Here is a 23095-nt window from a genome sequence, read left to right as displayed (position 1 = left end):
CCAATGCCACTGGGATGCTTGTAAGCTAATTAGTCAGAAGATTAAGCAGTGCCTCTAGTTTCAAAAAGTAATTATCCGAAATGGACGGCAGCGAATGTCGCACATGGAGTGGCTGCCCAACCCTCAACCCAACTACTGTAGTGATGGCGCTAGCAGTGTGTTATAGACCTTGCTTTTGTTTCAATTTTTATTTTATTAGATTTATATCCATGACTTTTCCTAGCTTTCGTAATCTTCCCTTTTCTTCACAAGTCGATAGCCGGCTTTTATCGAAATTCTGGAAGCTTCTTTTACCAAAAACCGATGAGGAACTGCAGACGCTTGCTCTGGAAGCCAAAAGAATTACTCAACATTATTTTGGGAAGACTTTGCGACTTTATGCTCCTCTTTATCTTTCAAACGAATGCATTAACAGCTGTTCCTATTGTGGTTTTTCAAGGGACAACTCGATTTTGAGGCTCACTCTTACTCCAACAGAAGTCCTTCAAGAGGCTACTTACCTTTGGAACGAAGGCTTTCGTTCGGTTCTTCTTGTAGCTGGAGAACATCCAAAATATGTCTCTTTAAGTTATCTAGAAGAGTGTATCCACACAATTCGTCCTCTTTTCCCGTCAATCGCTATAGAAGTTGCGCCTTTAGAAACTGCTGAGTACGAAAGAATGGTAGCAGCAGGAGTGGAAGGGGTAGTTGTTTATCAAGAAACTTATAATCCTGAACTCTATAGCCTATACCATCGTTTTGGCCCCAAAAAAGATTTTTTCTGGAGACTCGAATCCGTGGAAAGAGCATATGCTGCTGGTGCGCGCAGATTAGGCATAGGAGCCCTGTTTGGGCTTGCTCCTTGGAAAGAAGAAGCGCTTTGCCTGGCTGCACACTGCTCTTATCTTTTGAAAAAATGCTGGCGTGCCTATCTTACCATTTCTCTGCCTCGGCTTCGTCCCGCAGCTGGCGGGTTCACTCCCCCCTATCCTTTGGGGGATCGGGATATTTTCCATTTTATGTGCGCCTTCCGTGTCTGCTTCCCTCAAGTTGGCATCGTTCTTTCTACTAGAGAAGAGCCAGCATTTAGAGAAAGATTAATCCCATTTGGAATCACGGCGATAAGTGCTGGTTCCAGAACAGAACCCGGAGGCTATACTTTGGCCGGAATCCATGCCCTACACAGAGGTTCCAAAGGAAAAGCAATAGCTCTTTGTGAAGAAGAAAAAAAAGGCGCTAAAGCCACCGAACAGTTCGAAATATGTGATAGGAGAGATGCTAAAGAAATTGCCACCGTTCTCAAAAAAATGGGCTATGAACCTGTATGGAAGGATTGGGAATCATGCCTGAACAAATTCAAATCACAGTAAATGGCCAGCTTATTTCTGTGCCAAAAAACACATCCGTTCTACGGCTACTCAAACAACTGGATCTCGATCAGAACGTTGTTTTTGTTGAGTTAAATAAAAACGCTCTATTAAAAAAAGAATACGAGCAGACCATTCTCCAACCAAATGACAAGCTTGAGCTTGTCCGAGTAACAGCCGGAGGATAGTTTACTGTAAAGCCCTAAGAATCCACTATCATCAAGACAAATTGTTTTCCAGAATTTGTAAAGCTTGTGTATCTAAAGCTAAAATATCATCCATATTCTCTCCCACTATACAGTAATGACCCATCTTTCTGCCAACCCGAGGCTGTTTTTTCCCATAAAGGTGCAGTTTTAAGCCAGGCAGTTTTAACAATCCTGCCCAATTGGGCTGATTGTCTGCCCGCCATAAATCTCCCAATAAATTACGCATAAGCCCATTACTCCTGGCGGAGGTTGCACCCAAAGGAAGATTACAGATTATTCTTAAAAGCTGTTCAAATTGGCTTGTTAAGCAGATATCCAGGCTAAAGTGCCCTGAATTATGAGGTCTAGGTGCCAATTCATTGACTACAATATCTTCGTTCTCAGTCAAAAAGAATTCCACAGCCAAAAGCCCGATTAAGTCCAAAGCGGCAGCAATTTCGAAAGCAATCTCCTTAGCTTCCTTTTCCAACCTTTTCCCCAAGCCCGAAGGAACAATTGTAAAATCTAAAATTCCTTTCTTATGAAAATTCCTTGGAATAGGGAAAAAAGAAACATTCTTTTTATGATCCCGGCCAATAATAACAGAAAATTCAGCAAGAAGCTCAAGTCTTTTTTCAAGCAAGGCTATAGCTGGCTTTCCTATATTTTCCCATGCTGAAAAACAATCTTCAATGGATGACAAAGAAACCTGTCCTTTTCCGTCATAGCCAAGTTGGGCGGTCTTTAAAATCGATGGAAAACCAAGATCAGCGGCTTTAGAACTCAATTCCTCGGGTCTATTCACCACCTTGTAAGAAACCGTAGGGAATCCGCGGCTGGATAAAAATTCTTTTTCACGAACCCTATGTTGGCATATTTCAAGCACAGCTGCGGATGGGAAAAGAAGCGATTCTTCTTCGAGTTTTCTTAGAGCTAAAGAAGAAATATTTTCAAATTCGTAGGTAAGGACATCGGCAGCAGCAGCGAAATCCAATAATTTATCGATATCGTCGTATCCCCCAATCCAATGCTTATCAGCAATAGCTGCAGCTGGACAGGAAGGATCAGGATCATAGATCACAACTCCATAGCCAAGCCTTCTAGCCTCCATCGCGGCCATTCTTCCTAACTGGCCTCCACCAAGAATCCCAATCGTTGCCCCTGGCAAAATTTCTTTCATAAACCATCACAAAGATTCCTCAAGGACTTTTCTAGTTTGTTCAGCTCGGAATGCATCTAGCTTATCAGCTAACTGCTTATCTTCTAAGGCCAAGATAGCAACGGCAAGTAAAGCCGCATTTTTTGCCCCACTTTCTCCAATCGCTAGACAGCCTACCGGTATCCCAAATGGCATTTGAACAATTGATAGGAGCGAATCAACTCCACGAAGCACTTTACTCTCAATGGGTACCCCAAGGACAGGCAACCTCGTATAAGAAGCAATCATACCAGGCAGGTGCGCAGCCCCACCGGCTCCAGCAATTATTACCCGAATCCCCCTCTCGGCCGCACTCAGGCCATAGGCCCTAAGAAGCTCAGGGGTTCTATGGGCAGATACAATTTTTTTTTCACACCTAACAGAAAACGCTTCCAGGAGATCGACAGCCGCCTTCATCGTTTGCCAGTCGGATCGACTGCCCATAACGACGCCTACCAGCGGACAAGAATCATTGCTTTGTACTGAATTCATCTATTCAAAGCCTTTCTATCCATGCTTTTCAAAGGAAACTTTTTCATAATTTTCAGGCAAATCTCCTCCACAGGCCACAGCCTACCTTTCCCATAATCCCCACAAGCAAGCGCTCCTTCCTCTGGACCTATAAATTCAACCCCCTTTGCTTCAGCGTCTGCACATTTTGCTGTACAGCAGGATGCTGCCACATATGAACGTTCATAGCTGGAGCAATCCATACGGGGGCAACGGTTGCAAGCAACAGAGAGGTCAACAGATTTGGCGCCAGACCTAAGGCATACTCAGCGATAATATTGGCAGTAGCTGGAGCAAGAAGAATGAGTCCTGCCTTCTGAGCTAGTTCGATATGCAGTGGTCTGCCATTGAGTAAGTTTTCCTGCATCTCATCGGTATACGCTTTCCGATGAGTCAGGCACTCGAAAGAAAGCGGTTTAATGAATTGAGTAGCTGCTGGAGTAAGAACGGCATCCACGGTATAGCCTTCCTTAGAGAGGATACTGGCAAGCTCCACAGCCCTAAAAGCCGCAATCGATCCACTGACACCAAGAACTATTGAAAAAGAATCCATGGTTTTCTCTTGGCTCATAGAAAGAACTATCTCATGCGGTGGACTTTTTCTGTATAGTAGGACATACCCACTAAAATCAAAGCATAATAAAAGAGAGCAATAAAAATTTTTATGAATTTTTGATGTTTTTTATTAGCTACGCTTTTTATAGCAACTCATGATTGGTCCAGCTCCTGAGTAAACATTTCGTAGAGCATAGTGAGTTTCGAATGAATAAACTCCTACGTTTCTCAAACATAAATCTCAAAAAGGCTCTTCAATCAATGTCAGTCTACGGCTCAGATAACGCTCGGCACGCATGATCGCTCTAAATTTTGTTAAATCTTCTTCCATCGAACCACTAAGAATGGTGTATTTAAACTCAGGCCAAAGTTTCATTTCTTCCTTGGCGGCTCTCAACCGAATTGCCAGCTCCTCTTCGGTTTCTGTTCCTCTCTTCCTTAACCTTCTTTCCAGCTCCTCAATCGTCGGAGGCATGATAAAGACATCGACTAAAGCATTTCTTAATAGGGGATCATTACTTTGCCGGATCTGTCTGGCACCCTGAACATCAATGTCCAGGAGGACATCTGTACCGTTTCTCAATGCATTGATTACGGTGCTCTTCAACGTTCCATAGTAATGACCGTGAACCTTAGCATGCTCAAGGAATTCCTGAGCCGCTAACTTTTGTAAAAACTCTTCCTCAGTTAAAAAAAAATAATCTTCTCCATTCACTTCCCCTACTCGAGGGGGCCGAGTCGTACAGGAAATGGAAAAGATGAAGTCTGGACTTTTCCTTAAATTAGTACAAAGAGTGCTTTTCCCTGCTCCAGAAGGAGCCGATATTACAAATAAAATTCCTTCTCTTCGAAAAAACTTTTGCATTGAAAAAAATATTCAAAATACAATCGTAAAATAAAGAAAATCTTTAGCTTACACTATTTTTTTTCTTACAACCCAAAGAAAGGAAAGAATTAAAATTTTTTATTAACCATTTGCTATTTCCTATCCGTCAGATCCCCTGCCATTTATTCTGATAGTAACGGCAGCTAAGTGTCTCATGAAGACTAGTTTCTTTACTCTCATCCAAGAACCGTAGCCAAAAGCTTTTTCTCCATGGACTTTACCCGTAGAACCTCTTGCCTGCTATGCTTGTTATAAACACACAGGGGTCTAAAGGATGTGATATTTCTCCAAATGCATAGTTTCAGACTCTTTGGCCTTTATTTTGGAGGGCTACGATTTGATTAACGTCTTTGTCTCCTCTTCCCGAAAGATTAACGGCCACAATGGCTCCTTTGGGAAGCTCACGGCAGATTTTCAAGCAGTAGGCTAGAGCATGCGCACTTTCCAGTGCTGGCAAGATTCCTTCGGTCTGAGCCAACAAGAAAAAACCCTCCAAAGCTTCTGCATCTGAAACCTTGGTGTATTCAACTCTGGAATGGTCTCTTAAAAAAGCATGTTCTGGACCGACTGCTGGATAATCCAGCCCGGCGGATACTGAATGCGTGGATGCGATCTGCCCATGTTCATCTTGTAGCACAAAAGTTTTTGTTCCATGGAATATGCCTAGTTTTCCAGAAGCAAAACGAGCCGCATGCTCTCCTAGGGCTTCTCCATTACCACCCGCTTCTACCCCAATAAGCCGCACCTGAGGATCAGACAAAAAACCATAAAAAAAGCCTATGGCATTACTCCCTCCCCCCACACAGGCAATGGCTACATCTGGAAGCCTTCCCTCTTGCTTAAAAAACTGTGCCCGACACTCTTCGCCAATCACTTTTTGGAAATCCCTTACAATCATTGGAAAAGGATGCGGCCCCAAAGCTGATCCAAGGACATAATGGGTAGTGCGCAAATTGATCACCCAATCCCTCATCCCTTCATTAATAGCTTCTTTCAAAGTCTTTTGCCCAACTCTAACAGGATAGACTTCTGCTCCAAGCATTTGCATGCGAGTGACATTCAGAGCCTGCCTTTCCATATCTAGCTCTCCCATGTAAATGCGACATTCCAGCCCAAAGAGTGCACAGGCAGTGGCTGTGGCTACGCCATGTTGACCCGCACCCGTCTCTGCCACAATCCGTTTCTTCCCCATCCGTTTAGCTAGAAGGACCTGCCCAAGGGTATTGTTGATCTTATGAGCTCCTGTATGCAAAAGATCTTCTCTTTTGAGGTAAACTTTTTTATCTCCAAAGAGGGAAGAAAGCCTTTTGGCATAATATAAGGGAGTGGGCCTACCGGCATAATTTTTTAAAAGCTCATCTAGTTCTTCTTTGAAATGAGGATCTTTTTGGGCCTCTTTATAAGCGTCTTCAAGCTCTAATAGAGCTTCCATCAAGGATTCCGGTGCAAAGCGTCCGCCATAAGGACCAAAATAGCCTAAAGAATCTGGAAGCGTTAACGAAAGCGTCTCTCTTTTTTGCATTTTTCTATAAATTCTGACAATTTCTTTTTGTCTTTTTTCCCTGGATAGCTTTCCACTCCACTGGAAACATCCACTCCAAACGGGTCGACTTCTAAGAGTGCTTTTTGAATATTCTCCGGATTCAGGCCTCCGGCAAGTATAAAAGGTTTTTGAGAATGTCGTCGTAGTCCTGCCGCCTCTTTCCAGTCAAAAGGGATACCGGACCCACCCCATTGTTCAGATTTAGAATCCAAAAGAAAAGCATGAACGATTTCCTTCCATGGCTCCAGTTTCCTTTCGAAGGGAGGTCTTAGAGCCTTAATGATGTTTCTAGATTGCCAACAATCCGCCTTACTGTCTTCTTCTCCATGCAGCTGCCAAAGATCGATAGGCAGTTCTTTTTCAAGGGTTTCTATTTGTTCCCGGCTTGGATTAACAACGACAGCCACTTTCACAATCCTAGGGGGAAGCCGAAGCATCACTTTGGCAGCCGATGCAACTGTTAGATATCTAGGGCTTTTGGGATAAAAGACAAAACCTAGAGCATCTGCGCCAAGCTCCACTGCCATAAGCGCGTCTTCTAGAGAAGTAATTCCGCATATTTTAATCCAGACTTTCGAAGAATCCGCAAAGGAACTCACGCTCATAGATGCCACTTGCCGGACCTAAAGAATCGGGCTTTTCCTTGTGCCTCTTGGGAAAGAAGAAGGAGCAAAAAATTCTGGAATGACAGTCTCAGGATTTTCTTGTCGCATGAGAAATTCTCCAATCAGAACAGCATCAACTCCCCTCATCCTTAAGTCACAAAGATCGTCACTGGCTTCTATCCCACTTTCGCTCACTACAATTTTATTTTCTGGAATCCTGGGAAGCAATCTTCTGGTAGTCCTCAAATCCACGGAGAATGTTCTTAAATCTCTATTATTAATTCCAATAATATCTGCTCCGGCTTCAAGGGCTTTGTCAATCTCCTCTTCGTCATGGACTTCTACCAATACTTCCATTCCAAGCTGTCGGCAAAAGCTATAGAGTCTTAAAAAATGCTTCCATGGTAAGGCAGCAACGATCAATAGCAGCGCATCGGCCCCGATAAGAAGGCTTTCTAGAACCTGAACTTCATGAATGATGAAATCTTTGCGTAGCAATGGGAGTGTCACCTTTTGCCTAATCTTCTTAAAATCTTCCAAAGAACCATTGAAAAATTTCGAATCCGTAAGCACGCTTAGACAGTCTGCCCCCCCTTTACGATACTTTATTGCTTGTGTCACAGGATCTTTGGATGGAGCGATTGGTCCTGCGGATGGAGAAGCCCTTTTAAATTCAGCAATCAATCCTAACCTTTTCCTATGGAGTAAAGCAGGGGAAAAAGTAGGCCTGGGGAAAGGCCGATTGGCTAGCTCTTTTTCCATCTTTGCCTGCAAAGGCAATAGTTTTTTTATTTCTTCTTTTTTAGAAGCAATAATGGTTTCTAATGTATTCCTAGGATAATCCATAAAAAACTCATTTCGCGCGTTTTAACAACTGTCCATGTTTTGAGGCCTTATTATGTAAAAAAAATGTATTAATCCAAATAAAAACGATATTTTTTTCAACACTTTTACTTTTTAAAGAGTAAAACCTTATGACCTGAATTCCAATCAAAACTTATTGACTTTTAAACGAAAAGCGAAAATAAATTGGCAACGATGCGGCTTGAAAGACTGGTTCTTTGGCTATTTTTACTGCTGTCATCCTATATCTTTAGCCCAAGAAGCTTAGCGGTTGTTTCTCCTCAAGATGAGTTTTTGAACATCTATCTTGCCTTACAAGAAGCGGAGCAGATGGAAAAAAAAGGAGAGATAGCCGGAGCCTTCCAAAGGTATACTGAATGTTGTAAGCGGCTCGAATTGTTGAAAAAAAATTTTCCAGAATGGGAACCGGGGATTCTGAATTTCCGTATCAATTTTGTCAAAGACAAACTGAGTCTTCTTGGCCAGAAACTAGGAAAAACGCCTGATGAAGTCCAAAAAAACGTTTTAACTGCTCTCAATGCTTCCAGAACCGAACCACCCTCTTTAGAATCAAATAACGATGTCATTAAGAGCCTTCTTTCCAAACACGACAAAAGTTCAAAGTCCGATGAAGAGGTTACCAAACTCAAATACCGCATTAGCCAATTAGAAGCTGAGTTATCCCAGACAAAAATGAAGCTTGAAGAAGCGGTTTCCGAAGCTAATATGCTAAGGAACAGGCTTGCAGCGACACAAAAAGAGCTGGCGATGTTTAAATCAACCAACATCGAAAGCAAAATCACTGCCGTTCTCCAGGAAAACAATTCTTTGAAAGCGAAACTAGCTCAAGCTGAAGCCAAAATACGAACGCTACAGGCAGGCAATAGCGAGGCAGGGATCGCCGCCCTTCGAGATCAGCTCAAAGGAGTACAAGAGCAACTTTCTATTTTGGAAAGAGAAAACGAAGTTTTCAGAAATACAGCGAGCACTCTGAAGACACAGTTAGAGATTGCCCAACAGAAACTTGCTGAATCAGCCCGAGACTTAGCTAACGCTCCCAATACCGAGTCTTTAAGAAAAGAAAACGAAATTTTAAGAGGGATTATCAACAGGCAGCTTCAAGAACAAGCTCGAAGAGATTCGGCTAAGAGACTTGTTTTGGAAGAACTACAGAATCTCAAAATCGATTCAAAATTTCTGCAAAAACAGCTTGAATTTTTGTCTTCTCCAGTGGTTACCCTTTCTCCCGAAGAACAAGCTTTACTTAAAGGGCCTATCAATCCTAATCTAAGTGAAATCCAACAATCTACCTTTGAAGCCCAACTAACCAAACCTCCAGAAGAATCCACTCCCCCCACCCAGTCAACTGCTGTGGCTAAGACTGAAGCTCCAGACGGTTCCTCAACTGATCATATTCAGAATACCGCTGCCATTGTTCCTCCAGGAACTCAACAGGTCGCCTATCAGGCTTCCCATGAAGGGAGTGCGATTCCGTCTGATCCAAAGCCACAGACCGATCCTCATTCAGTTGGAAGCAATGAGCTGCAAGCTTCTCTGCCTGCAGACCTTCAGAAGCTTGTTGACGAAGCTTCCACTCTTTTTTCTGAGCAACACTATCAAGAGGCAGCAGAAAAGTATCATCAAATCCTGGAGAAATTCCCTAACAGTGTCACTGCTTGGGCTAATTTAGGAGTAATTTATTATCAGCAAGGACAACTCAAAGAAGCTGAAAACGCCTTAGCTCAGGCTCTAAAACTTAACCCTAACGACGCCTTTTCTCACTCAGTCTTAGGAATTGTATATTACCAGGAAGGGCTTTTTGATAATGCTGTCACCGAACTGACTCGAGCAATAGTTATCAACCCAAATGATCCTAAGACCAGGAATTATCTTGGAATAGCCTGTTCAAAGAAAGGTTGGCAGGAGGCAGCAGAAAAAGAGCTAAGGAAAGCGCTAGAATTGGATCCTAACTATGGGGATGCTCATTTCAATCTTGCTGTCATCTATGCGACCCAACGACCTCCAGCTAAGGAGCTTGCCAAAAGGCATTATCAGGATGCCCTTAGTCTTGGTATCCCCAAAGATCCTGGCTTGGAAAAATTCCTTGAATAAATTTCCCAAGCTTTTATAGGAGGGGGGGTACAGGCATACCCATCTCTTTCTATAGGATGAGAGTACCACAACCAGCTCCGTCTAGTTTTTTGAATTGAATGTAGTAGGCATAAAGCTAGAATTTCTGAAATGAAAGGCGTACGCATCCTCTCTCTTCATGGGATTGCCGGTGTTCCATCCTCCCAAAGAGGATGTTGGGAAAGGCTATTAGCAACTGGATCCAGTGCTGGCACATACACTTTAGAGCCAGAGGGGAAAACCAAGCTTAGCCTAGGAAGCACAAGTTTTATAAAACTGCTAGCGATGAAAAATTCGACTGCACACTCAAAGTGCTTATATAGGTTTATATAGTATTGATGGTATTGGAGGCTGCGGCGATACCGTCAGTCCGCAAGAACCCGAGAATTGCTGGATCGTGATAGCTTGGAAACAGGCCTAAGTTATCTGGCCAGATTGCCGGTTTTAGGCACCACTCTAGAAGTACTGCGGATGCCTTCAAGGGGAAAAAAACCTAAGAGAGGAGGAGAGGTGGCTTGAAAAACCCATTGCTTTCTTGAAATAAGAGAATGCCATTATAGCAAAAGATGATTGCATTTAAAAAAAAGGGGAACAGTCAACAGATTCCAAAAGAAGCGGGACTTTTGGAAAGAATTTCCTGGTGTGCTTTTGATTTTTCTAACTCCGCTTTTAGCACCGTTGTGGTGGATCTGGTTTTCAGCCTTTATTTCATAAGGATCATTTGCGCCCACCGAACGGATGCGACCTTTCTGATCACTTTTACCACTTTCCTTAATCAACTCCTTGTTGGTTTGCTTTTGCCCCTTGTTGGTACCTTTTCAGATGTGACAGGGAAAAGAAAGGAGATTGTTCTTGTTTTCTTTATCCTATGCACACTGACTACGGCTTATTTAGGAACAACTGGTGAAGGGGATGTCTGGAAAGGATTAATCACTTATGCGATTGCGCATATCAGTTTTTCTTTTTCTGAAAGTCTGGTTGCTAGTTTTCTCCCAGAAATTGCTCCGGAGTCCATGCTCGGGAGAATATCCGGTTGGAGTAGAGCCGCAGGTAATCTAGGAGCCTTCATTAGTCTTATGACTATCTATCCGTTACTCTCTGCTGGGTTTATTCAATCCAATGTGGATCATATTCGATTGTGTTTTCCTTTAGTTGCACTCATCTATGCGCTTGCAGGCCTCCCTTTTTTTCTGAACACGCACCAAAGAACACCAGGCTCCCAAGCAAACTTTTCAATCGCTTTAAAAAACTTTTATAGCCGTACGGCTCAAATGATCCCTTCTCTACTCAAACAGAAATACGTGCTCCTTTTCTTCCTAGCTTTTTTTCTCTACAGCAGCGGCGCCACAGTCATCATGGTAGTCATTGCTGTCTATTCTCAAATGCAGCTTGGAGTCAGTGGTGCTGAACAAATTTGGCTTTTCTTAACTCTACAAATAGGGAGTGCTATAGGTGCCTTTATTTTTGGATTTTTAGAAGATACATTTGGTCCCAAAAGAACGCTTCAGCTTAATGTTGGCCTTTGGTTTGTATGTGTGGCCTTAACTCTCTTTTTGGATCAAAAATGGCTTTTCTTTTTGGTCACTTTTCTTATTGGAACGGCAAACGGCTCCCTTTATTCAGTCAGCAGGGCGCTGATGGGCTTGATATCACCTCCCGAACAGGTAGGTGAATACTTCGGTCTTTGGGGGCTTGTTGGCCGATTGGCTTCAGGCATTGGTCCTTTGGTTTTCGGGTTACTTTTTGAAATTAACAAATCGTTCCAGACCCCGCTTTTTGCTCCTCTCGTCTTTTTCGGGTTGGGGCTCTTTGGCTTGATCTTTCTCCCTAACCAAAAACCCACGAAAATTGAAAGCAAAATGCCTGCTCATGGGTCTTAAGAATAAGAATGTTTTTTTATTTAAAGCTTGAAGTCCAAATGGCAATCGGAGGGCTTTGCCTTTAAGTGGATGTCTATGTTGTTGTCACTAATCTACTCTAGCAAAAAGATCCCATGAATGAGGCCCATACCAAAGAGATCCTCTTAAAACCAAGTACAACTGTTGGGCTTAGAGAAAAGTTGTCTTGGGGAATATTTGATCTTGGGAATGTCTCTTTTAGCATCGTTCTTGTGGATCTGGTTTTCAGTCTTTATTTTGTCCAAATCGTCTGTGCCCGGAGAACCGATGGGACGTTTTTGTTGGGAATGGCTGCATTTTTCACTCAAATTTTTGTAGCGATTTTTCTTCCTTTTATCGGCGCCTTATCCGATTGCCTAGCTAAAAGAAAATTTCTTCTTGGGTTCTTCTTTGTGATCTGTATCCTTGCAACAGCGCTTTTAGGCACGACTCACGAAGGGGATGTCTGGAAAAGCCTTTTGTGTTATTCAGTAGCGAATATTTCTTTTTCTTTTACCGAAAATATTTTTTCAAGTTTTCTACCTGAACTGATTCCTCCATCTTCTGTTGGCAGATTTTCAGGCTGGACGAGGGCTTTTGGGAATGTAGGCGGCATTTTTAGCTTATTGCTCGTTTATCCACTCTTGTCTCCTGGCTTTACGGTGTCGAATACCGAGCTTCTTCGACTCTGTTTTCCTATCGTTGCTGCTATCTATATGATGTGCGGTTTTCCACTATTCTTTAATCTGGAACTCCAAAAAAAATCCACTCCTACCAAAAGTTTTGCTCAAGCGCTTCTAAAAATCCTCACTGACCTTAAAGAAACAGCTCTTCTCATTGCCCATAATAAACCCCTGCTCCTTTATTTTGCTGCTTCTTTTCTTTTCTTTTCTGCAGCCACTATTCTCATGATTATACTAGCGGTCTATGCGCAGATGGAATACGGCATTACAGGAGCTCAACAGGTAGGCATCTTCCTTTTGATTCAAGCAGGTGGCACGCTTGGTTCTTTTATTTTTGGGTTTTTCCAAGATAAGTTGGGATCCCGAAGATCCCTTCAACTAGATCTTTTGCTTTGGATCGGTTGTGTTAGCAGCCTTGTTTTTGCTGAAACAAAAACCTCCTTTTATGTGGCATCCTTTCTCATTGGTATTGGAAATGGTTCTCTTCTTTCCCTTGCCCGAGCCGTTATGAGCTTGTTATCAGATGAAGACAAAATCGGCAAGCATTTTGGGCTTTGGGGTCTGATTTGCCGGATCGCAACTGGCATTGGCCCCTTGTCTTTTAGCTATCTTTTTATTGCCACAAACTCCTTTAAAACTCCCATGCTCTTACCCCTATGCTACTTCATAGGCAGTTTGATCCTTGTTTCTTTTCTTCCTAAAGACAAGCTTAAAAAGCCTACAAGCTCGTTGTAAAAGAGTCTGATTCAATAGATAGGAGGCAGTTTTTTTATTCACTCTTGGATAAAAAAAGTGGTTTTTTTGTCTTTCTTTCGTTGATTTTTCTTCGGCGGCAGGCTTCGTGTTGAAGATTGCCTCCTTTCCTGCTCAAAATCTTCTTTCTATTGCTCTCATTCTAAGGGCTGCTGCTTATTTTACTTTACAGAACTACCTTTGGTTCCATCCCATTTAGTAGATGATTTTTGTTGCCACCGATCCCATAGACTTTCCACCCACAGGTAAAATACAGGAAGGACTACAAGATCTAAAAGCGTGGAAGAAACAATCCCTCCAATAACAACAATCGCTAAAGGCCTTTGTACTTCAGCTCCGGGACCTTGAGCAAAGGCCATGGGGAAGAACCCTAAACTTGCTACCAACGCAGTAGCTAATACAGGCCGCAGCCGAATAAGCGCTCCTTCTTCGATCGCTTCTTCTAGTGGATATCCAGAAAGACGGATGCGGTTAATAGCTCCTAACAATACAAGTCCTTCTAGAATAGCCACTCCGGATACAGCAATAAACCCTATCCATGCTGAAATACTGAAAGGAAGAGTTGCCAACACAAGAGAAAATATGCCTCCTGTAATCGCCAGCGGAATAGAAAAAAAGACAATAAAGCAATGCCTGAAGTTTTTGAAGAGAAAATAAAGGAGCATCATGATCGCCAAAGAGGCCATTGGAACAACCACTTTCAATGTTTCTTTGGCTTCGATAAAATTCCTGTAGAGTCCACCAACTTCATAAAAATAGCCTGGAGGAAAATGTACCAATCGATTGATCTTCTCTGTGGCTTCCTTAACAAAGCTTTCTAAATCCCTTCTTTCTAGGTCTACAAGCAAGGCGATCCGACGGATACCATTTTCCCTAGAAATGGATCGGAGTCGATTTTCGTAGCTTGCAGAAGCAACCTGTGATAAGGAGACAATGCCTCCAGTACCTGAGCGTATTGGCAGAGAAAGCAAAGCATTCATATTGTTTCTTTCTGTATCCGAAAATCTGACTACAATATCATAGCGTCTGACTCCATCGATGAGTTGTCCAACGGTCTTTCCTCCTAAGGCTCCAGAGACAGCTTCATTAATCTCACTGGATTGGACGACATATTTTTCCATAGCTAGGCGATCAGGGATGATTTCCAGAGATGGAGCAACCCCGGAGGTTTCAAAGGCTAGGCCCACCACGCCACGGACATTTTCTAGTAGCTTTTTAATTTGTTCCGTCAGCGAATAGATGGTCAAATAATCGGAACCAAAAACTTTAAAAGCCACATCCGCTTTAACGCCTTGGAGCATGTCATTGAACCGGTTTTCAATAGGTTGAGAGAAAATCATGGCTTGGCCTGGAACTTTAAGCTTTATTTCTTCTTCCATCAGGTCTTCCAGATCCTCTTTAGAAATCGGTTTGCCATTGATCTTTCTCCATCCCGATTTGGGTTTTAAGATAACGTAAAGCTCCGGTTCGTTTGGACTTGCTGGATCCGTGGCTATATCCGCCATTCCAATACGCGAATAGACATAGCGGATTTCAGGGAAAGATTGGAGCAGCACCTCTTCGGTTTTCTTTTCCATTCCCACACAAGCATCTATCCCTATAGTATTTTCTCTAAAAATATTGATGTCATAGGAACCCTCATCAAGCTTAGGTACAAAATCCGCTCCCAAAGAACCAAACTTCAAAATCGCAATGAGAAAGAACAAAAGAGCTACCCCTACAAAAAACCAACCGTGGTTCAGGGTAAACCTAAGGAAAGGCCGATAGATTTTTTTTAATAGGTTGAACTCTCTACCATGATTCTGAAAATCTTTGGTCCTTCCCAAGACAGCCGCTGAAATGACAGGGATGAAAGTAAAACTAAATAAAATGGAACCAATCAACGCAAAGATAACAGTTATGGCCATGGGCCTAAAAGTCTTACCTGCCACCCCGCTTAAACTAAGAATGGGGACATACACAAAAGTAATGATTAAAACTCCTATAAGCACCGATTGGCCTACTTCAGAAATAGTTTCTTTGACTATTAACTCTTTGTCTTTTCTAGGAAGACAGCTCCCTAGCTTCGATTGGCTTTCAGCAAGTTTCCTAAGAATGTTTTCTACCATTATGACCGCTCCATCGACAATGAGACCAAAATCGATGGCTCCCAGACTCATCAAATTACCAGACAAATGAAAAAGCCTCATTCCGTAGATAGCAAAAAGAAAGGAAAGAGGGATGGTGAAAGAAACAATTAAAGAAGCCTTCCAATCAGCCAAAATAATAAAGAGGATTATGGCCACAAGAGTGGCCCCTTCCAGAAGATTAGAAAAAGCGGTGTGAATCACCTGATCAATAAATTCTGAGCGGTTGTAGAGTACTTCTATTTTGACCCCTTCTGGTAGTTGCCGCTCGATTTGCTGGATTTTTTGCAACACCTTCTGAGAAACCGTTCTTCCATTAGCTCCGACCCGCATGAGCACAGTCCCAAGAACCACTTCCCTCCCGTTGACCAAAGCGGCCCCTACCCTAATTTTGGCTCCTACGGCCACTGTCGCTATATCTTTAACTAAGAGCGGCTTTGTCCAACCCGGATATTTTATTGGCAAGATTTCTATCTGAGGCAGATCTTCTACTCTGCCTACAGCTCTAACTGTCATTTGCTCTCCAGCCCTTTTTATATAGGCTCCACCCACATTCTCCACATTCTTCCCAACGATCTCACTAAGTTCTTTGACTGTCAGCCCTAGATTCATCAATTTTTCAGGATCTGGCATTACCAGAATTTCCTTATCATACCCCCCCAGCGTATTCACATCTGCCACTCCAGGGACCATCCTAAGCTGCGGCTTAATCTGGTATTCTTGAATGAGCTTCAATTCCATCAGCTCTTCTAAACGGCTTTTGGGCTTATTGGGATGGTCCTTTTCCCAATCAAGAGCATACACAAAAACTTCTCCTAGACCCGTACTAATCGGGCCAAGTCTTGGTACAAGCCCTTGTGGAATTTTATCGAGCGCTGTAATGAGTCTTTCGCCCGTAAGCTGCCTAGCTCTGTAAATATCCGTACCATCTTTGAACACTAAGGTGATCTGTGAAATGCCAAACTTGCTTACGGAACGCATTTCTTCAAGGCCAGGGATCCCTGAACATTCCCTTTCCAAAGGAAAAGTAACAAGCTTTTCGATTTCTTCTGGAGCAAAATCCCGTACGGGAGTAATAATCTGCACCTGTACATTGGAAATATCTGGAACGGCATCGATAGACAGATGGGTTGCCGTATACAGACCAGCAGAGAGATATAAAAACAACAGGAGGTAGACAAAAGGCTTATGAGCAAGCAAAGTAGTAGCGAATTTTTCCAACATGACTCCTAGCTACAAAATAGCTTTTTCTAGCTTAAAAAAAGAGGACCATTAAAAACTCGCTACCAAATTGACATAGCTGATTTTCCTAAAAAAGAAGAATTTGTAAAAATACCTTCTTTTCTATAGGCATGTCCTAGCTCACACCCTCAAAAAGGAATGCTTGATTTTTTCTATTAAAAAATCTATGCTTGTATATTCTGGTCAGAGGAGGAGAGCGAAAAGGCTGAAGGTAAAATTCTTTAAAAAACTGGTAGCAATGTTTGGTAATAACATGCCATTTGTTTTTTAGTTTTATCTTCCTATGAAACAAACAGAAAAAAATAAGCCTCTTGCTTTCCGAGTCGTTCTACTGAAAAAACTGTTTTTTCTTTATATCTCTTGGTTTTTGCCCTGTGAGCTGTTGACCGTCCACAGACTAGGGAAAAACTATGCCCATCCAAAACGATTCTTAACTTCCCTGGGTATCCTTTTGGTGTTATCCTGGCTAAATAAGCACAGCACCCATTCTGAAATCACAGTCGTTCTTCTCTTTTCTGGGTTCTTAACTCTTATCTACTTTTACGAAACGTTTCTTGCTTACTTTGAAGAAGAAAAGAAAAAGATCCAACGCAATCCGTTATTTTGGGGAGTGCCTCGTTTTGGACTACCACAAAACCAATGGTTCTGGTTTCTTATCCAACCGGCTCTTATTTTAGTCTTTGCTTTTATTGCCTCGTTTGTTTCTAAGACTCTTTTCTACTATTTTCTCCTCTCAACTCCATTACTTTGGATTTTCCGAAGCCTCTCATTCTGGTTTTATAAGGACAAAGCCACCCAGCCCCCATGGACGGACATTTCTTGTGGGCAGGAAGAACCCACTGTCAGCCAGGATCGATCAGAGATTATCCGGTGGGCAGAGAACTTAGAATTAAAACTCAACGCGAGATCTCTTTCCCTAGTTGTCCTTTGCTTTTTGGCGCTGAGCCTGCTGATGTTCTATAAAAGAGATACCTTCCTTTCTCTATTCCAACCGAAAGTAGAGATATCCAAAATACTAGAAAAAGAAGAAACGAAACTTTCCAAATCCATGCCTTATGGCTGGACACTAAAGACAGCTTTAAGCAAAGAAGAACTTTTCTTTGACTTCCCTCAACTCCTACAAAAATACAAAGATCATCCCTCTTCCTTCATTCCTCAACTGTGGAATTATTGGAAAGATGAGACCGCAGAGGTCATTTGCGGACAGTTTACAGCAAAACGCATAGAACCAGTATGGTCTCCGTTCACTGGGATAATGATTGTATGGGTTCCTACAGAAGATTCGAAAAAAGAAGGACAAACAGCTGAACTTTGGACTTACTTAGAAACTCCTGCATCTCTCTATCAAAAGCTGTCTCAAGCTTTTGCTAAGAACCTTGCACCAACCGTTTCGTTTGGCAAAGAACTTAAAGCCTATCTCTTCGATGTTACCGCTACAAATAATACAATGATTTTCCACTGCGTCATTCCATTTTCTTTTAGCTTAGAAATCGCCGGTTGCACTGTCTCCCAATCTCCTCAGCCCTATTACAGCCTGAACGAATATCAAATGCAGGGACAAAAAATAAAAGAGTATATTATCAAAAGACAGAGGGAGCTTTTGGCAGAACTAAAGAATGGCCCACTGACCAAAGAAAAGCTTGAAGAAATTAAGAAAGAAGCTGCGCTTCTAAAAACAAAACTTGTTGAACTCAATAATAAATGATAAGGCCATTTTTTTGTTATGAAACAATTCCCTTTGCTCCTTTTCTGTACTCTACTGTTCATCTTGCCATTCAAAGCTATCGGTTCAGAAACCGAAGAGCTTGATAAGGCCATTGAACAAGCCCAAAAGCAATTGGAAACACACCAGAATAAAAAAACAGATGGCCTTCAGTCAACAGAAAGAGCATCGAGTCCTACTGTACCCATTTATTCACCTAAAAAAAGTCATCTTGTCTCCACTCAAAACTTTTCTACCTACATCAAAAAACATAAAGTTAAAAATCTCTGGGTCTATGGGCATTTTAAAGTTGTTGGGTTTAATAAAAAAAATAAGGCACTGATAGCAAAACCTGATATCAAAGGATTTTTACCTTTAATTCAAACAATCGTAACCCCTAAAACCCGGTTTATATTTATAAATCCACAGGAGCAACGGACCTTAGCAAGACTTGAACCTGGAGATAGTTTTTATATTTCACCAAGACACCCAGCCTATGTTTTGAGAATCATCCCCAAAAATGGTGAAAATGAAAACATTGTTAAAGCTGTGTTTTCAAGTCAACCCAAAAACCGTCTCTTTTCTTCTGAAAACAGTCGATAATTCTTTCTTAAAGAACCATTTCTTTCCTATTCTTGTCTAAATTCCTCCGGAATAGCGTCCTCACTCTAGGAATGCAGAACGGATAGGATCTTTCCAGTGAATACGCATGAGCCATTGATCAACCACGACGATTCTTTATTCCGACTTTTAGCCTAAAGGGAAACGGACAGGGCGGGATTCGAACCCGCGATGGGGTTTTGTCCCCATTCTCGATTTCGAGTCGAGCGCCTTCATCCGCTCAGCCACCTGTCCTAGCGGGTTAACTGATATAAAATCACTTTAACCTAAAATAAGCTAAACAAAAAGAAATTTCCTCCGGGCTAAAGACCCCTTTCTAATCTTTTCATCCCTGTGCTACTTTTTCTTTCTACCAATCTTTTTATTCCTACTTTTGTGGCTAGCTTCCTATAGCAGCATTGGCTTTTTTGTAGTTATCTCTATTAGAATCAAGCTTTCTTTCTTATAGACATTGAATCTACTGAAGAAATAGCTGGAAACTTTTATAAAATTGGTTATTGGAGTTGTTTTTCAAGACTAGCAATGAGACTAACAAATTCTTCAGCACTTTTTGCTTTTAACAGTTGCTGTCTATTGGTCGCAACAATCCTTGCCAATGCCCCGACTACGATAATGTCATTGGTGTTCAGTTTTTTAGGAGCACCGATTACAAAAATCAATCGCACTAATGGAGCAGCCTCTCTAAACAACACGCCCGAAGGGAAAAATCCAGCGGCTATGACTAACTCTTTGACTACTTGACTGCGGATATGCGGAAAAGCGACTTCTTGTTCAAACCAGGTCAACCCCGATTTTTCAGCTTCTAAGACTGCCTCTAAGAAAGCATCAAAAGATTGAAGCAGTGGACTATGTTCGAGAATTTTTGCTACCTTAGTGATTGCTTCAAACTTATCTTTGGCTGATAAATTTACGAGGACTCGATCCTGGGTTAATACATCAGAGAGGTTCATCGCTCACCCATTCTTAATAACCGTTGGACCAATCGAAAGCCGAGCTCCTTCATGCATTATCCTCCACGGTTGCTCCACTCCAACGCAGCTTTCTTCTTAAAATTTCAAAAAAGTTCCTCTCCTCAAGAAACCCTAGAATAACTTTTTTAGGGCTCGCCTCGATTTCAAGCCAATCCCCAGGATGGAGATCTCCGTAAGCAATCCCATCATATTCGAGTCGTACTGGCCCTCCACCCAGTGGTATAGAAAACCGCAAAGTGACCTCTTCAGGAAATACTAATGATCGATTAGTCAAAGTATGAGGGCAAATAGGATTAAGAGTAAAAACTTCAGATTCAGGCATAACAATCGGACCTCCGGTTGACAATGCATAGGCTGTAGAACCGGTAGGAGTGGAAACAACAAGACCGTCGGATTGAAATTCGGTCACGAGGTTTCCCTGGGCAAAAACATCAATTGTCGCCATATGGGAATAAGCGCCTCTAAAAAGGACAATATCGTTCAAAGAACAAGGAATTTCAAAATTATTTCCGTAAGCAGAGCCGACGGCCTTAAGAACCATTCTGGGGCTTTTTCTGAAACGACCTTGCAATATTTTGGGGAGCTGTGGCAGAATTTCTTCCCTGGAAACTGCCGTAAGGAATCCTAAACTCCCAGTATTAACTCCTAGAATAGGAACAGGAGATGGAAAGATTTCATGGGCTATTCTGATAATGGTTCCATCACCCCCTGCAACCAAAATCAAATCTACCTCCTCAGAAAATCGGCTTATAGAAATGCCTCTTTGCCCAATAAGCCTAGCGGTGGAATCCTCCAATATAAAAGCTATCTTTTCTTTATTAAAATATTCCACAAGCTCCAAAAGAAGTTCAAAAGCCCCCCTTTTTTCTTTGTTAACGAAAAGACCAACACGTAATAGAGACATAGATAATAGAAGATTTTCCCTCCATTATTAGCACAATAAGTTGTTCTCTTTTAACCGCAATTTTTTTATCCGAATGTTTCACCTTAAAAAGATCGATGCATAGTCAGTTTTATCGATTGTTTTTTTTCTAAATTGAGCTTTCCCTTTAGAAAATCTTTTATAAAAGATTTTCTTTCGATGAACCCAATTGAGGTACTAACAGTTGGCCACAGTTGTTACGACCTTTCTTTTTATGTAGAAAAAGACCCCAAGAGCGATGAGAAAATCTTTGCAACTGACCTCATTATTTGCGGAGGAGGGCCAGGGGCGAATGCCGCCGTGGCTGTTAGAAGACTAGGCGGCACCTCGGCATTCTGTGGGTATGTTGGTAAGGATGATTTCGGCGAAAAAATCCTTGATGAATTCAAACGGGAAGGAGTGGACACAAGCTTAGTCCAACGCGGCAACGCACCTACTCCGGTTGCCTGTTGTTTAGTTAAACCAGATGGCCGAAGAGCGGTCATTAACTACAAAAAATCGACTCCTCAGCTCTCTGGAGAAGGTATCAATACAACATTGATTAAGCCTAAAGTCATTCTTTTCGATGGACATGAGCTAGCCGCTTCTCAAGAATTTCTAAAATTAGCCAAGAAAGAAAACATCCCGACCGTGCTGGATGCTGGCTCATTTCACGAAGGCACAAGAGTCCTTGCTCCAGAAGTAGATTATGTCGTTGCCTCAGAAAAGTTTGTATTACAAAAAACATCTTCCAACAATTCTCTCATTGCATTCGAACAGGTTTCAAAAGAATACAAAAATTTTGTGCTGACGCTTGGTGAAAAAGGGGTATTGTGGAAATGCCAAGGCCAAGAAGGTAAGATGAAAAGCTTGCCAATCATAGCTGTGGACACCAATGGGGCAGGGGATGCCTTTCATGGAGCTTTTAGTTTGGGGCTTGCTCGTGGATTCAACTGGAAAGAACTTCTCCTTTTTTCGACCGTAACAGCTGCTTTAAGCTGTACACGAAAAGGGGCAAGAACCTCTTTCCCAACCAAAGAAGAAGTAGAGAGCGAGCTAAAAAAGATCAGAGCTAGTACTCTTTTTTATGAAAACTATTAAAAAAACCAAGCAGAGAACGCTTGCTGTTCTGCCTTGAAGGGATATGCACTAGATGCTGAAATTTATTCGATATCCATTTTTTTTGATATCGTTCTATTTTCCCTTTTTAGGGGTTCTCATTCTTTCTGCTCATCTTTTGACGACGAATGAACCTTGTTCCTATCCAACCTGTTCGTCACGGTGGATTCATGGGAAAATAACGGATTCTTCCTTCCTGCTAAGTCAGTTGGGACTTTGTCCCATTGAGACAGACCGGTTCATTGGATGGATTGAAGGAATACATAAAGGAATCGGTCATTCTGTCGATTTTGCAGACGATACTTTGGTAATACGAGAAAAAAAAGAGGCAAATCCTAAAACCCTAAAAATCCACAGTACCTATCCTTTCATTGAAGCATGGGTTCTGTGCCAAATAGAAGATATTGGGAATATGGTTGCTGCCGTTCGGTCTCGCAATGCGAATGGAGATGATATTAGAGTAGAAGTCTTTGACCTAGAAAATGGAAAACTCATAAAAACAGAAAGTAGTCAAGAATTGGCCTTTGGAACCAAAGCATGGGAACAGCTTTTAAGAGAAGACGTTGATTTCCTTCCTTTTTGCATCCGTCATGAGAAGAGCACCGAAAAGGATGATCCAGTAAGAGTGGAAACGAAATATAATACTAAAACAACAAGAATTACTATTATTATGCAAAGCGGACAGAAAACTATCCTGGAATACCCAGGAAAATGCTTAGAAGCTAAAGTTGCAAGAAATGGGACGGTTGGTTGGATACGGACACTCAAAGAAACGGATAGATCTTTTGTAGAAATCTATAGAGAAGGCAATATAATCTCTAGAATCTTTGGGAAATATCAGAAACTGAAAAACTGGTATTTTGAAAAGGAAGGTCGTGGGATCGTGCTCTGTTCGTTTGCTGAAGAAATTCCCCCTTATTACGAGCGTTATGACTTGAACAGTTTAAGAAAAACAGATAGCGATGAAGAATCTCTAGATCAATGGACAGAATTAAAGCCATGGGCTAAACCGTTGGATGCTATAGGTAAAAATATCTTTTTGCCTTCTTTTTCCTATTCAGAAGCCTTTGAATAAAGAAAATGCGCCATAAGCCAGAGCACCTGGCAACGGAGGAATCCGCAAGCAAAGGGTAAGCAGAAAAAGCCTTCTTTTTCTTGCATGCAAAAAGAAAAAAGGGAACTGCAAAACTCACATCGATAATATTGCAAAACCTCTGCTTTAATCTTTTAAAATAGATTGATGAGAGTTTTTTTACCTCTGTATGTTTTTAAAACAAAAAAGAACAGAAACATTTT

20 protein-coding genes and 1 tRNA gene are annotated in these 23095 nt (G+C 41.9%); 10 read left to right on the top strand and 11 right to left on the bottom strand.

The window, feature by feature from the left end; translation table 11 throughout:
- Positions 1–209: 209 nt before the first annotated feature.
- Positions 210–1349 (top strand): 2-iminoacetate synthase ThiH, encoded by a 1140-nt coding sequence (gene thiH / locus kam1_RS01395; protein ID WP_039721970.1) that lies wholly within the window; start codon positions 210–212, stop codon positions 1347–1349.
- A complete protein-coding gene (gene thiS, locus kam1_RS01390) occupies positions 1322–1534 on the top strand; it encodes a sulfur carrier protein ThiS (RefSeq protein ID WP_235277585.1) in 213 nt (70 codons plus the stop codon). Before thiH ends, thiS begins: the two co-directional genes overlap by 28 nt.
- Positions 1535–1565: 31 nt before the next feature.
- On the opposite strand, the gene kam1_RS01385 is transcribed toward thiS, so the two are convergent.
- The 7 genes from kam1_RS01385 to trpC all read right to left on the bottom strand — a co-directional run bounded on the left by kam1_RS01385 (position 1566) and on the right by trpC (position 7677).
- The gene (locus kam1_RS01385) at positions 1566–2714 is read right to left on the bottom strand and encodes a 5-(carboxyamino)imidazole ribonucleotide synthase (RefSeq protein WP_039721971.1); all 1149 of its coding nucleotides are present in this window, start codon (positions 2712–2714) and stop codon (positions 1566–1568) included.
- 6 nt (positions 2715–2720) lie between these two features.
- Positions 2721–3224: a 5-(carboxyamino)imidazole ribonucleotide mutase gene (gene purE / locus kam1_RS01380; protein ID WP_039721972.1), complete on the bottom strand. Its 504-nt coding sequence runs from the start codon at positions 3222–3224 to the stop codon at positions 2721–2723.
- 127 nt (positions 3225–3351) lie between these two features.
- On the bottom strand, positions 3352–3795 hold the full coding sequence (locus kam1_RS01375) for a flavoprotein (protein ID WP_244946107.1): 444 nt from the start codon (positions 3793–3795) through the stop codon (positions 3352–3354).
- Positions 3796–4038: 243 nt separating this feature from the next.
- Positions 4039–4662, bottom strand: a complete 624-nt coding sequence (gene gmk / locus kam1_RS01370) for a guanylate kinase (RefSeq protein ID WP_039721974.1) — start codon at positions 4660–4662, stop codon at positions 4039–4041.
- 322 nt (positions 4663–4984) lie between these two features.
- Positions 4985–6205: a tryptophan synthase subunit beta gene (gene trpB, locus kam1_RS01365; protein WP_039721975.1), complete on the bottom strand. Its 1221-nt coding sequence runs from the start codon at positions 6203–6205 to the stop codon at positions 4985–4987.
- Complete coding sequence (locus tag kam1_RS01360; protein ID WP_039721976.1) at positions 6178–6831, bottom strand: phosphoribosylanthranilate isomerase; 654 nt, start codon at positions 6829–6831, stop codon at positions 6178–6180. Before kam1_RS01360 ends, trpB begins: the two co-directional genes overlap by 28 nt.
- An 18-nt stretch (positions 6832–6849) precedes the next feature.
- Entirely contained in the window at positions 6850–7677 is an 828-nt protein-coding gene (gene trpC, locus kam1_RS01355) for an indole-3-glycerol phosphate synthase TrpC (protein ID WP_052250534.1), read from the bottom strand.
- Positions 7678–7869: 192 nt separating this feature from the next.
- On the opposite strand from trpC, the gene kam1_RS01350 reads away from it, so the two are divergent.
- From kam1_RS01350 to kam1_RS01335, 4 genes are all read left to right on the top strand, one after another.
- Positions 7870–9786, top strand: coding sequence for a tetratricopeptide repeat protein (locus tag kam1_RS01350; RefSeq protein ID WP_235277594.1), 1917 nt, complete (start codon positions 7870–7872; stop codon positions 9784–9786).
- A gap of 129 nt (positions 9787–9915) precedes the next feature.
- Positions 9916–10137, top strand: a complete 222-nt coding sequence (locus kam1_RS01345) for a hypothetical protein (RefSeq protein WP_143958197.1) — start codon at positions 9916–9918, stop codon at positions 10135–10137.
- A 233-nt stretch (positions 10138–10370) separates the two neighbouring features.
- Positions 10371–11684 carry an MFS transporter gene (locus kam1_RS01340; protein ID WP_039721978.1) on the top strand — a complete coding sequence of 438 codons (1314 nt, stop codon included), beginning with the start codon at positions 10371–10373 and terminating at the stop codon, positions 11682–11684.
- A gap of 113 nt (positions 11685–11797) precedes the next feature.
- Positions 11798–13099, top strand: a complete 1302-nt coding sequence (locus tag kam1_RS01335) for an MFS transporter (RefSeq protein ID WP_039721979.1) — start codon at positions 11798–11800, stop codon at positions 13097–13099.
- 179 nt (positions 13100–13278) lie between these two features.
- On the opposite strand, the gene kam1_RS01330 is transcribed toward kam1_RS01335, so the two are convergent.
- On the bottom strand, positions 13279–16467 hold the full coding sequence (locus kam1_RS01330) for an efflux RND transporter permease subunit (RefSeq protein WP_052250535.1): 3189 nt from the start codon (positions 16465–16467) through the stop codon (positions 13279–13281).
- A 301-nt stretch (positions 16468–16768) separates the two neighbouring features.
- Between kam1_RS01330 and kam1_RS01325 the strand changes: the two genes are divergently transcribed.
- Together kam1_RS01325 and kam1_RS01320 are read left to right on the top strand one after the other, a co-directional pair.
- Complete coding sequence (locus kam1_RS01325; protein ID WP_039721980.1) at positions 16769–18190, top strand: hypothetical protein; 1422 nt, start codon at positions 16769–16771, stop codon at positions 18188–18190.
- Positions 18191–18208: 18 nt separating this feature from the next.
- Positions 18209–18790: a hypothetical protein gene (locus kam1_RS01320; RefSeq protein WP_039721981.1), complete on the top strand. Its 582-nt coding sequence runs from the start codon at positions 18209–18211 to the stop codon at positions 18788–18790.
- A gap of 163 nt (positions 18791–18953) precedes the next feature.
- On the opposite strand, the gene kam1_RS01315 is transcribed toward kam1_RS01320, so the two are convergent.
- The 3 genes from kam1_RS01315 to kam1_RS01305 form a co-directional block, all read right to left on the bottom strand.
- A tRNA-Ser gene (locus kam1_RS01315) sits at positions 18954–19042 on the bottom strand.
- Between the two features lie 260 nt (positions 19043–19302).
- Entirely contained in the window at positions 19303–19758 is a 456-nt protein-coding gene (locus kam1_RS01310; RefSeq protein WP_039721982.1) for a PTS sugar transporter subunit IIA, read from the bottom strand.
- Positions 19759–19807: 49 nt separating this feature from the next.
- Positions 19808–20683 (bottom strand): NAD(+)/NADH kinase, encoded by an 876-nt coding sequence (locus tag kam1_RS01305; protein WP_039721983.1) that lies wholly within the window; start codon positions 20681–20683, stop codon positions 19808–19810.
- A 177-nt stretch (positions 20684–20860) separates the two neighbouring features.
- Here kam1_RS01305 and kam1_RS01300 point away from each other — a divergent pair, with 177 nt between their 5' ends.
- Positions 20861–21781, top strand: a complete 921-nt coding sequence (locus kam1_RS01300) for a carbohydrate kinase family protein (protein ID WP_039721984.1) — start codon at positions 20861–20863, stop codon at positions 21779–21781.
- A 52-nt stretch (positions 21782–21833) separates the two neighbouring features.
- The gene (locus kam1_RS01295; protein WP_039721985.1) at positions 21834–22874 is read left to right on the top strand and encodes a hypothetical protein; all 1041 of its coding nucleotides are present in this window, start codon (positions 21834–21836) and stop codon (positions 22872–22874) included.
- Positions 22875–23095 lie beyond the last annotated feature (221 nt).

Source organism: Methylacidiphilum kamchatkense Kam1 (assembly GCF_007475525.1).
In the GTDB taxonomy this organism is placed as follows: domain Bacteria; phylum Verrucomicrobiota; class Verrucomicrobiia; order Methylacidiphilales; family Methylacidiphilaceae; genus Methylacidiphilum; species Methylacidiphilum kamchatkense.
This window is presented reverse-complemented; position numbering and strand designations above follow the sequence as displayed.

Excerpts from the sequence above, each read along its gene's own strand:
- kam1_RS01325 (WP_039721980.1), top strand. The coding sequence starts at position 16,769 with ATGAAACAAACAGAAAAAAATAAGCCTCTTGCTTTCCGAGTCGTTCTA.
- trpC (WP_052250534.1), bottom strand. The coding sequence starts at position 7,677 with ATGGATTATCCTAGGAATACATTAGAAACCATTATTGCTTCTAAAAAA.
- gmk (WP_039721974.1), bottom strand. The coding sequence starts at position 4,662 with ATGCAAAAGTTTTTTCGAAGAGAAGGAATTTTATTTGTAATATCGGCT.
- kam1_RS01295 (WP_039721985.1), top strand. The coding sequence starts at position 21,834 with ATGCTGAAATTTATTCGATATCCATTTTTTTTGATATCGTTCTATTTT.
- kam1_RS01345 (WP_143958197.1), top strand. The coding sequence starts at position 9,916 with ATGAAAGGCGTACGCATCCTCTCTCTTCATGGGATTGCCGGTGTTCCA.
- trpB (WP_039721975.1), bottom strand. The coding sequence starts at position 6,205 with ATGCAAAAAAGAGAGACGCTTTCGTTAACGCTTCCAGATTCTTTAGGC.
- kam1_RS01310 (WP_039721982.1), bottom strand. The coding sequence starts at position 19,758 with ATGAACCTCTCTGATGTATTAACCCAGGATCGAGTCCTCGTAAATTTA.
- kam1_RS01340 (WP_039721978.1), top strand. The coding sequence starts at position 10,371 with ATGATTGCATTTAAAAAAAAGGGGAACAGTCAACAGATTCCAAAAGAA.
- kam1_RS01330 (WP_052250535.1), bottom strand. The coding sequence starts at position 16,467 with ATGTTGGAAAAATTCGCTACTACTTTGCTTGCTCATAAGCCTTTTGTC.
- thiH (WP_039721970.1), top strand. The coding sequence starts at position 210 with ATGACTTTTCCTAGCTTTCGTAATCTTCCCTTTTCTTCACAAGTCGAT.
- kam1_RS01300 (WP_039721984.1), top strand. The coding sequence starts at position 20,861 with ATGAACCCAATTGAGGTACTAACAGTTGGCCACAGTTGTTACGACCTT.
- kam1_RS01375 (WP_244946107.1), bottom strand. The coding sequence starts at position 3,795 with ATGGATTCTTTTTCAATAGTTCTTGGTGTCAGTGGATCGATTGCGGCT.
- kam1_RS01305 (WP_039721983.1), bottom strand. The coding sequence starts at position 20,683 with ATGTCTCTATTACGTGTTGGTCTTTTCGTTAACAAAGAAAAAAGGGGG.
- kam1_RS01350 (WP_235277594.1), top strand. The coding sequence starts at position 7,870 with ATGCGGCTTGAAAGACTGGTTCTTTGGCTATTTTTACTGCTGTCATCC.
- kam1_RS01385 (WP_039721971.1), bottom strand. The coding sequence starts at position 2,714 with ATGAAAGAAATTTTGCCAGGGGCAACGATTGGGATTCTTGGTGGAGGC.
- kam1_RS01360 (WP_039721976.1), bottom strand. The coding sequence starts at position 6,831 with ATGAGCGTGAGTTCCTTTGCGGATTCTTCGAAAGTCTGGATTAAAATA.
- kam1_RS01335 (WP_039721979.1), top strand. The coding sequence starts at position 11,798 with ATGAATGAGGCCCATACCAAAGAGATCCTCTTAAAACCAAGTACAACT.
- kam1_RS01320 (WP_039721981.1), top strand. The coding sequence starts at position 18,209 with ATGAAACAATTCCCTTTGCTCCTTTTCTGTACTCTACTGTTCATCTTG.
- thiS (WP_235277585.1), top strand. The coding sequence starts at position 1,322 with ATGCCTGAACAAATTCAAATCACAGTAAATGGCCAGCTTATTTCTGTG.
- purE (WP_039721972.1), bottom strand. The coding sequence starts at position 3,224 with ATGAATTCAGTACAAAGCAATGATTCTTGTCCGCTGGTAGGCGTCGTT.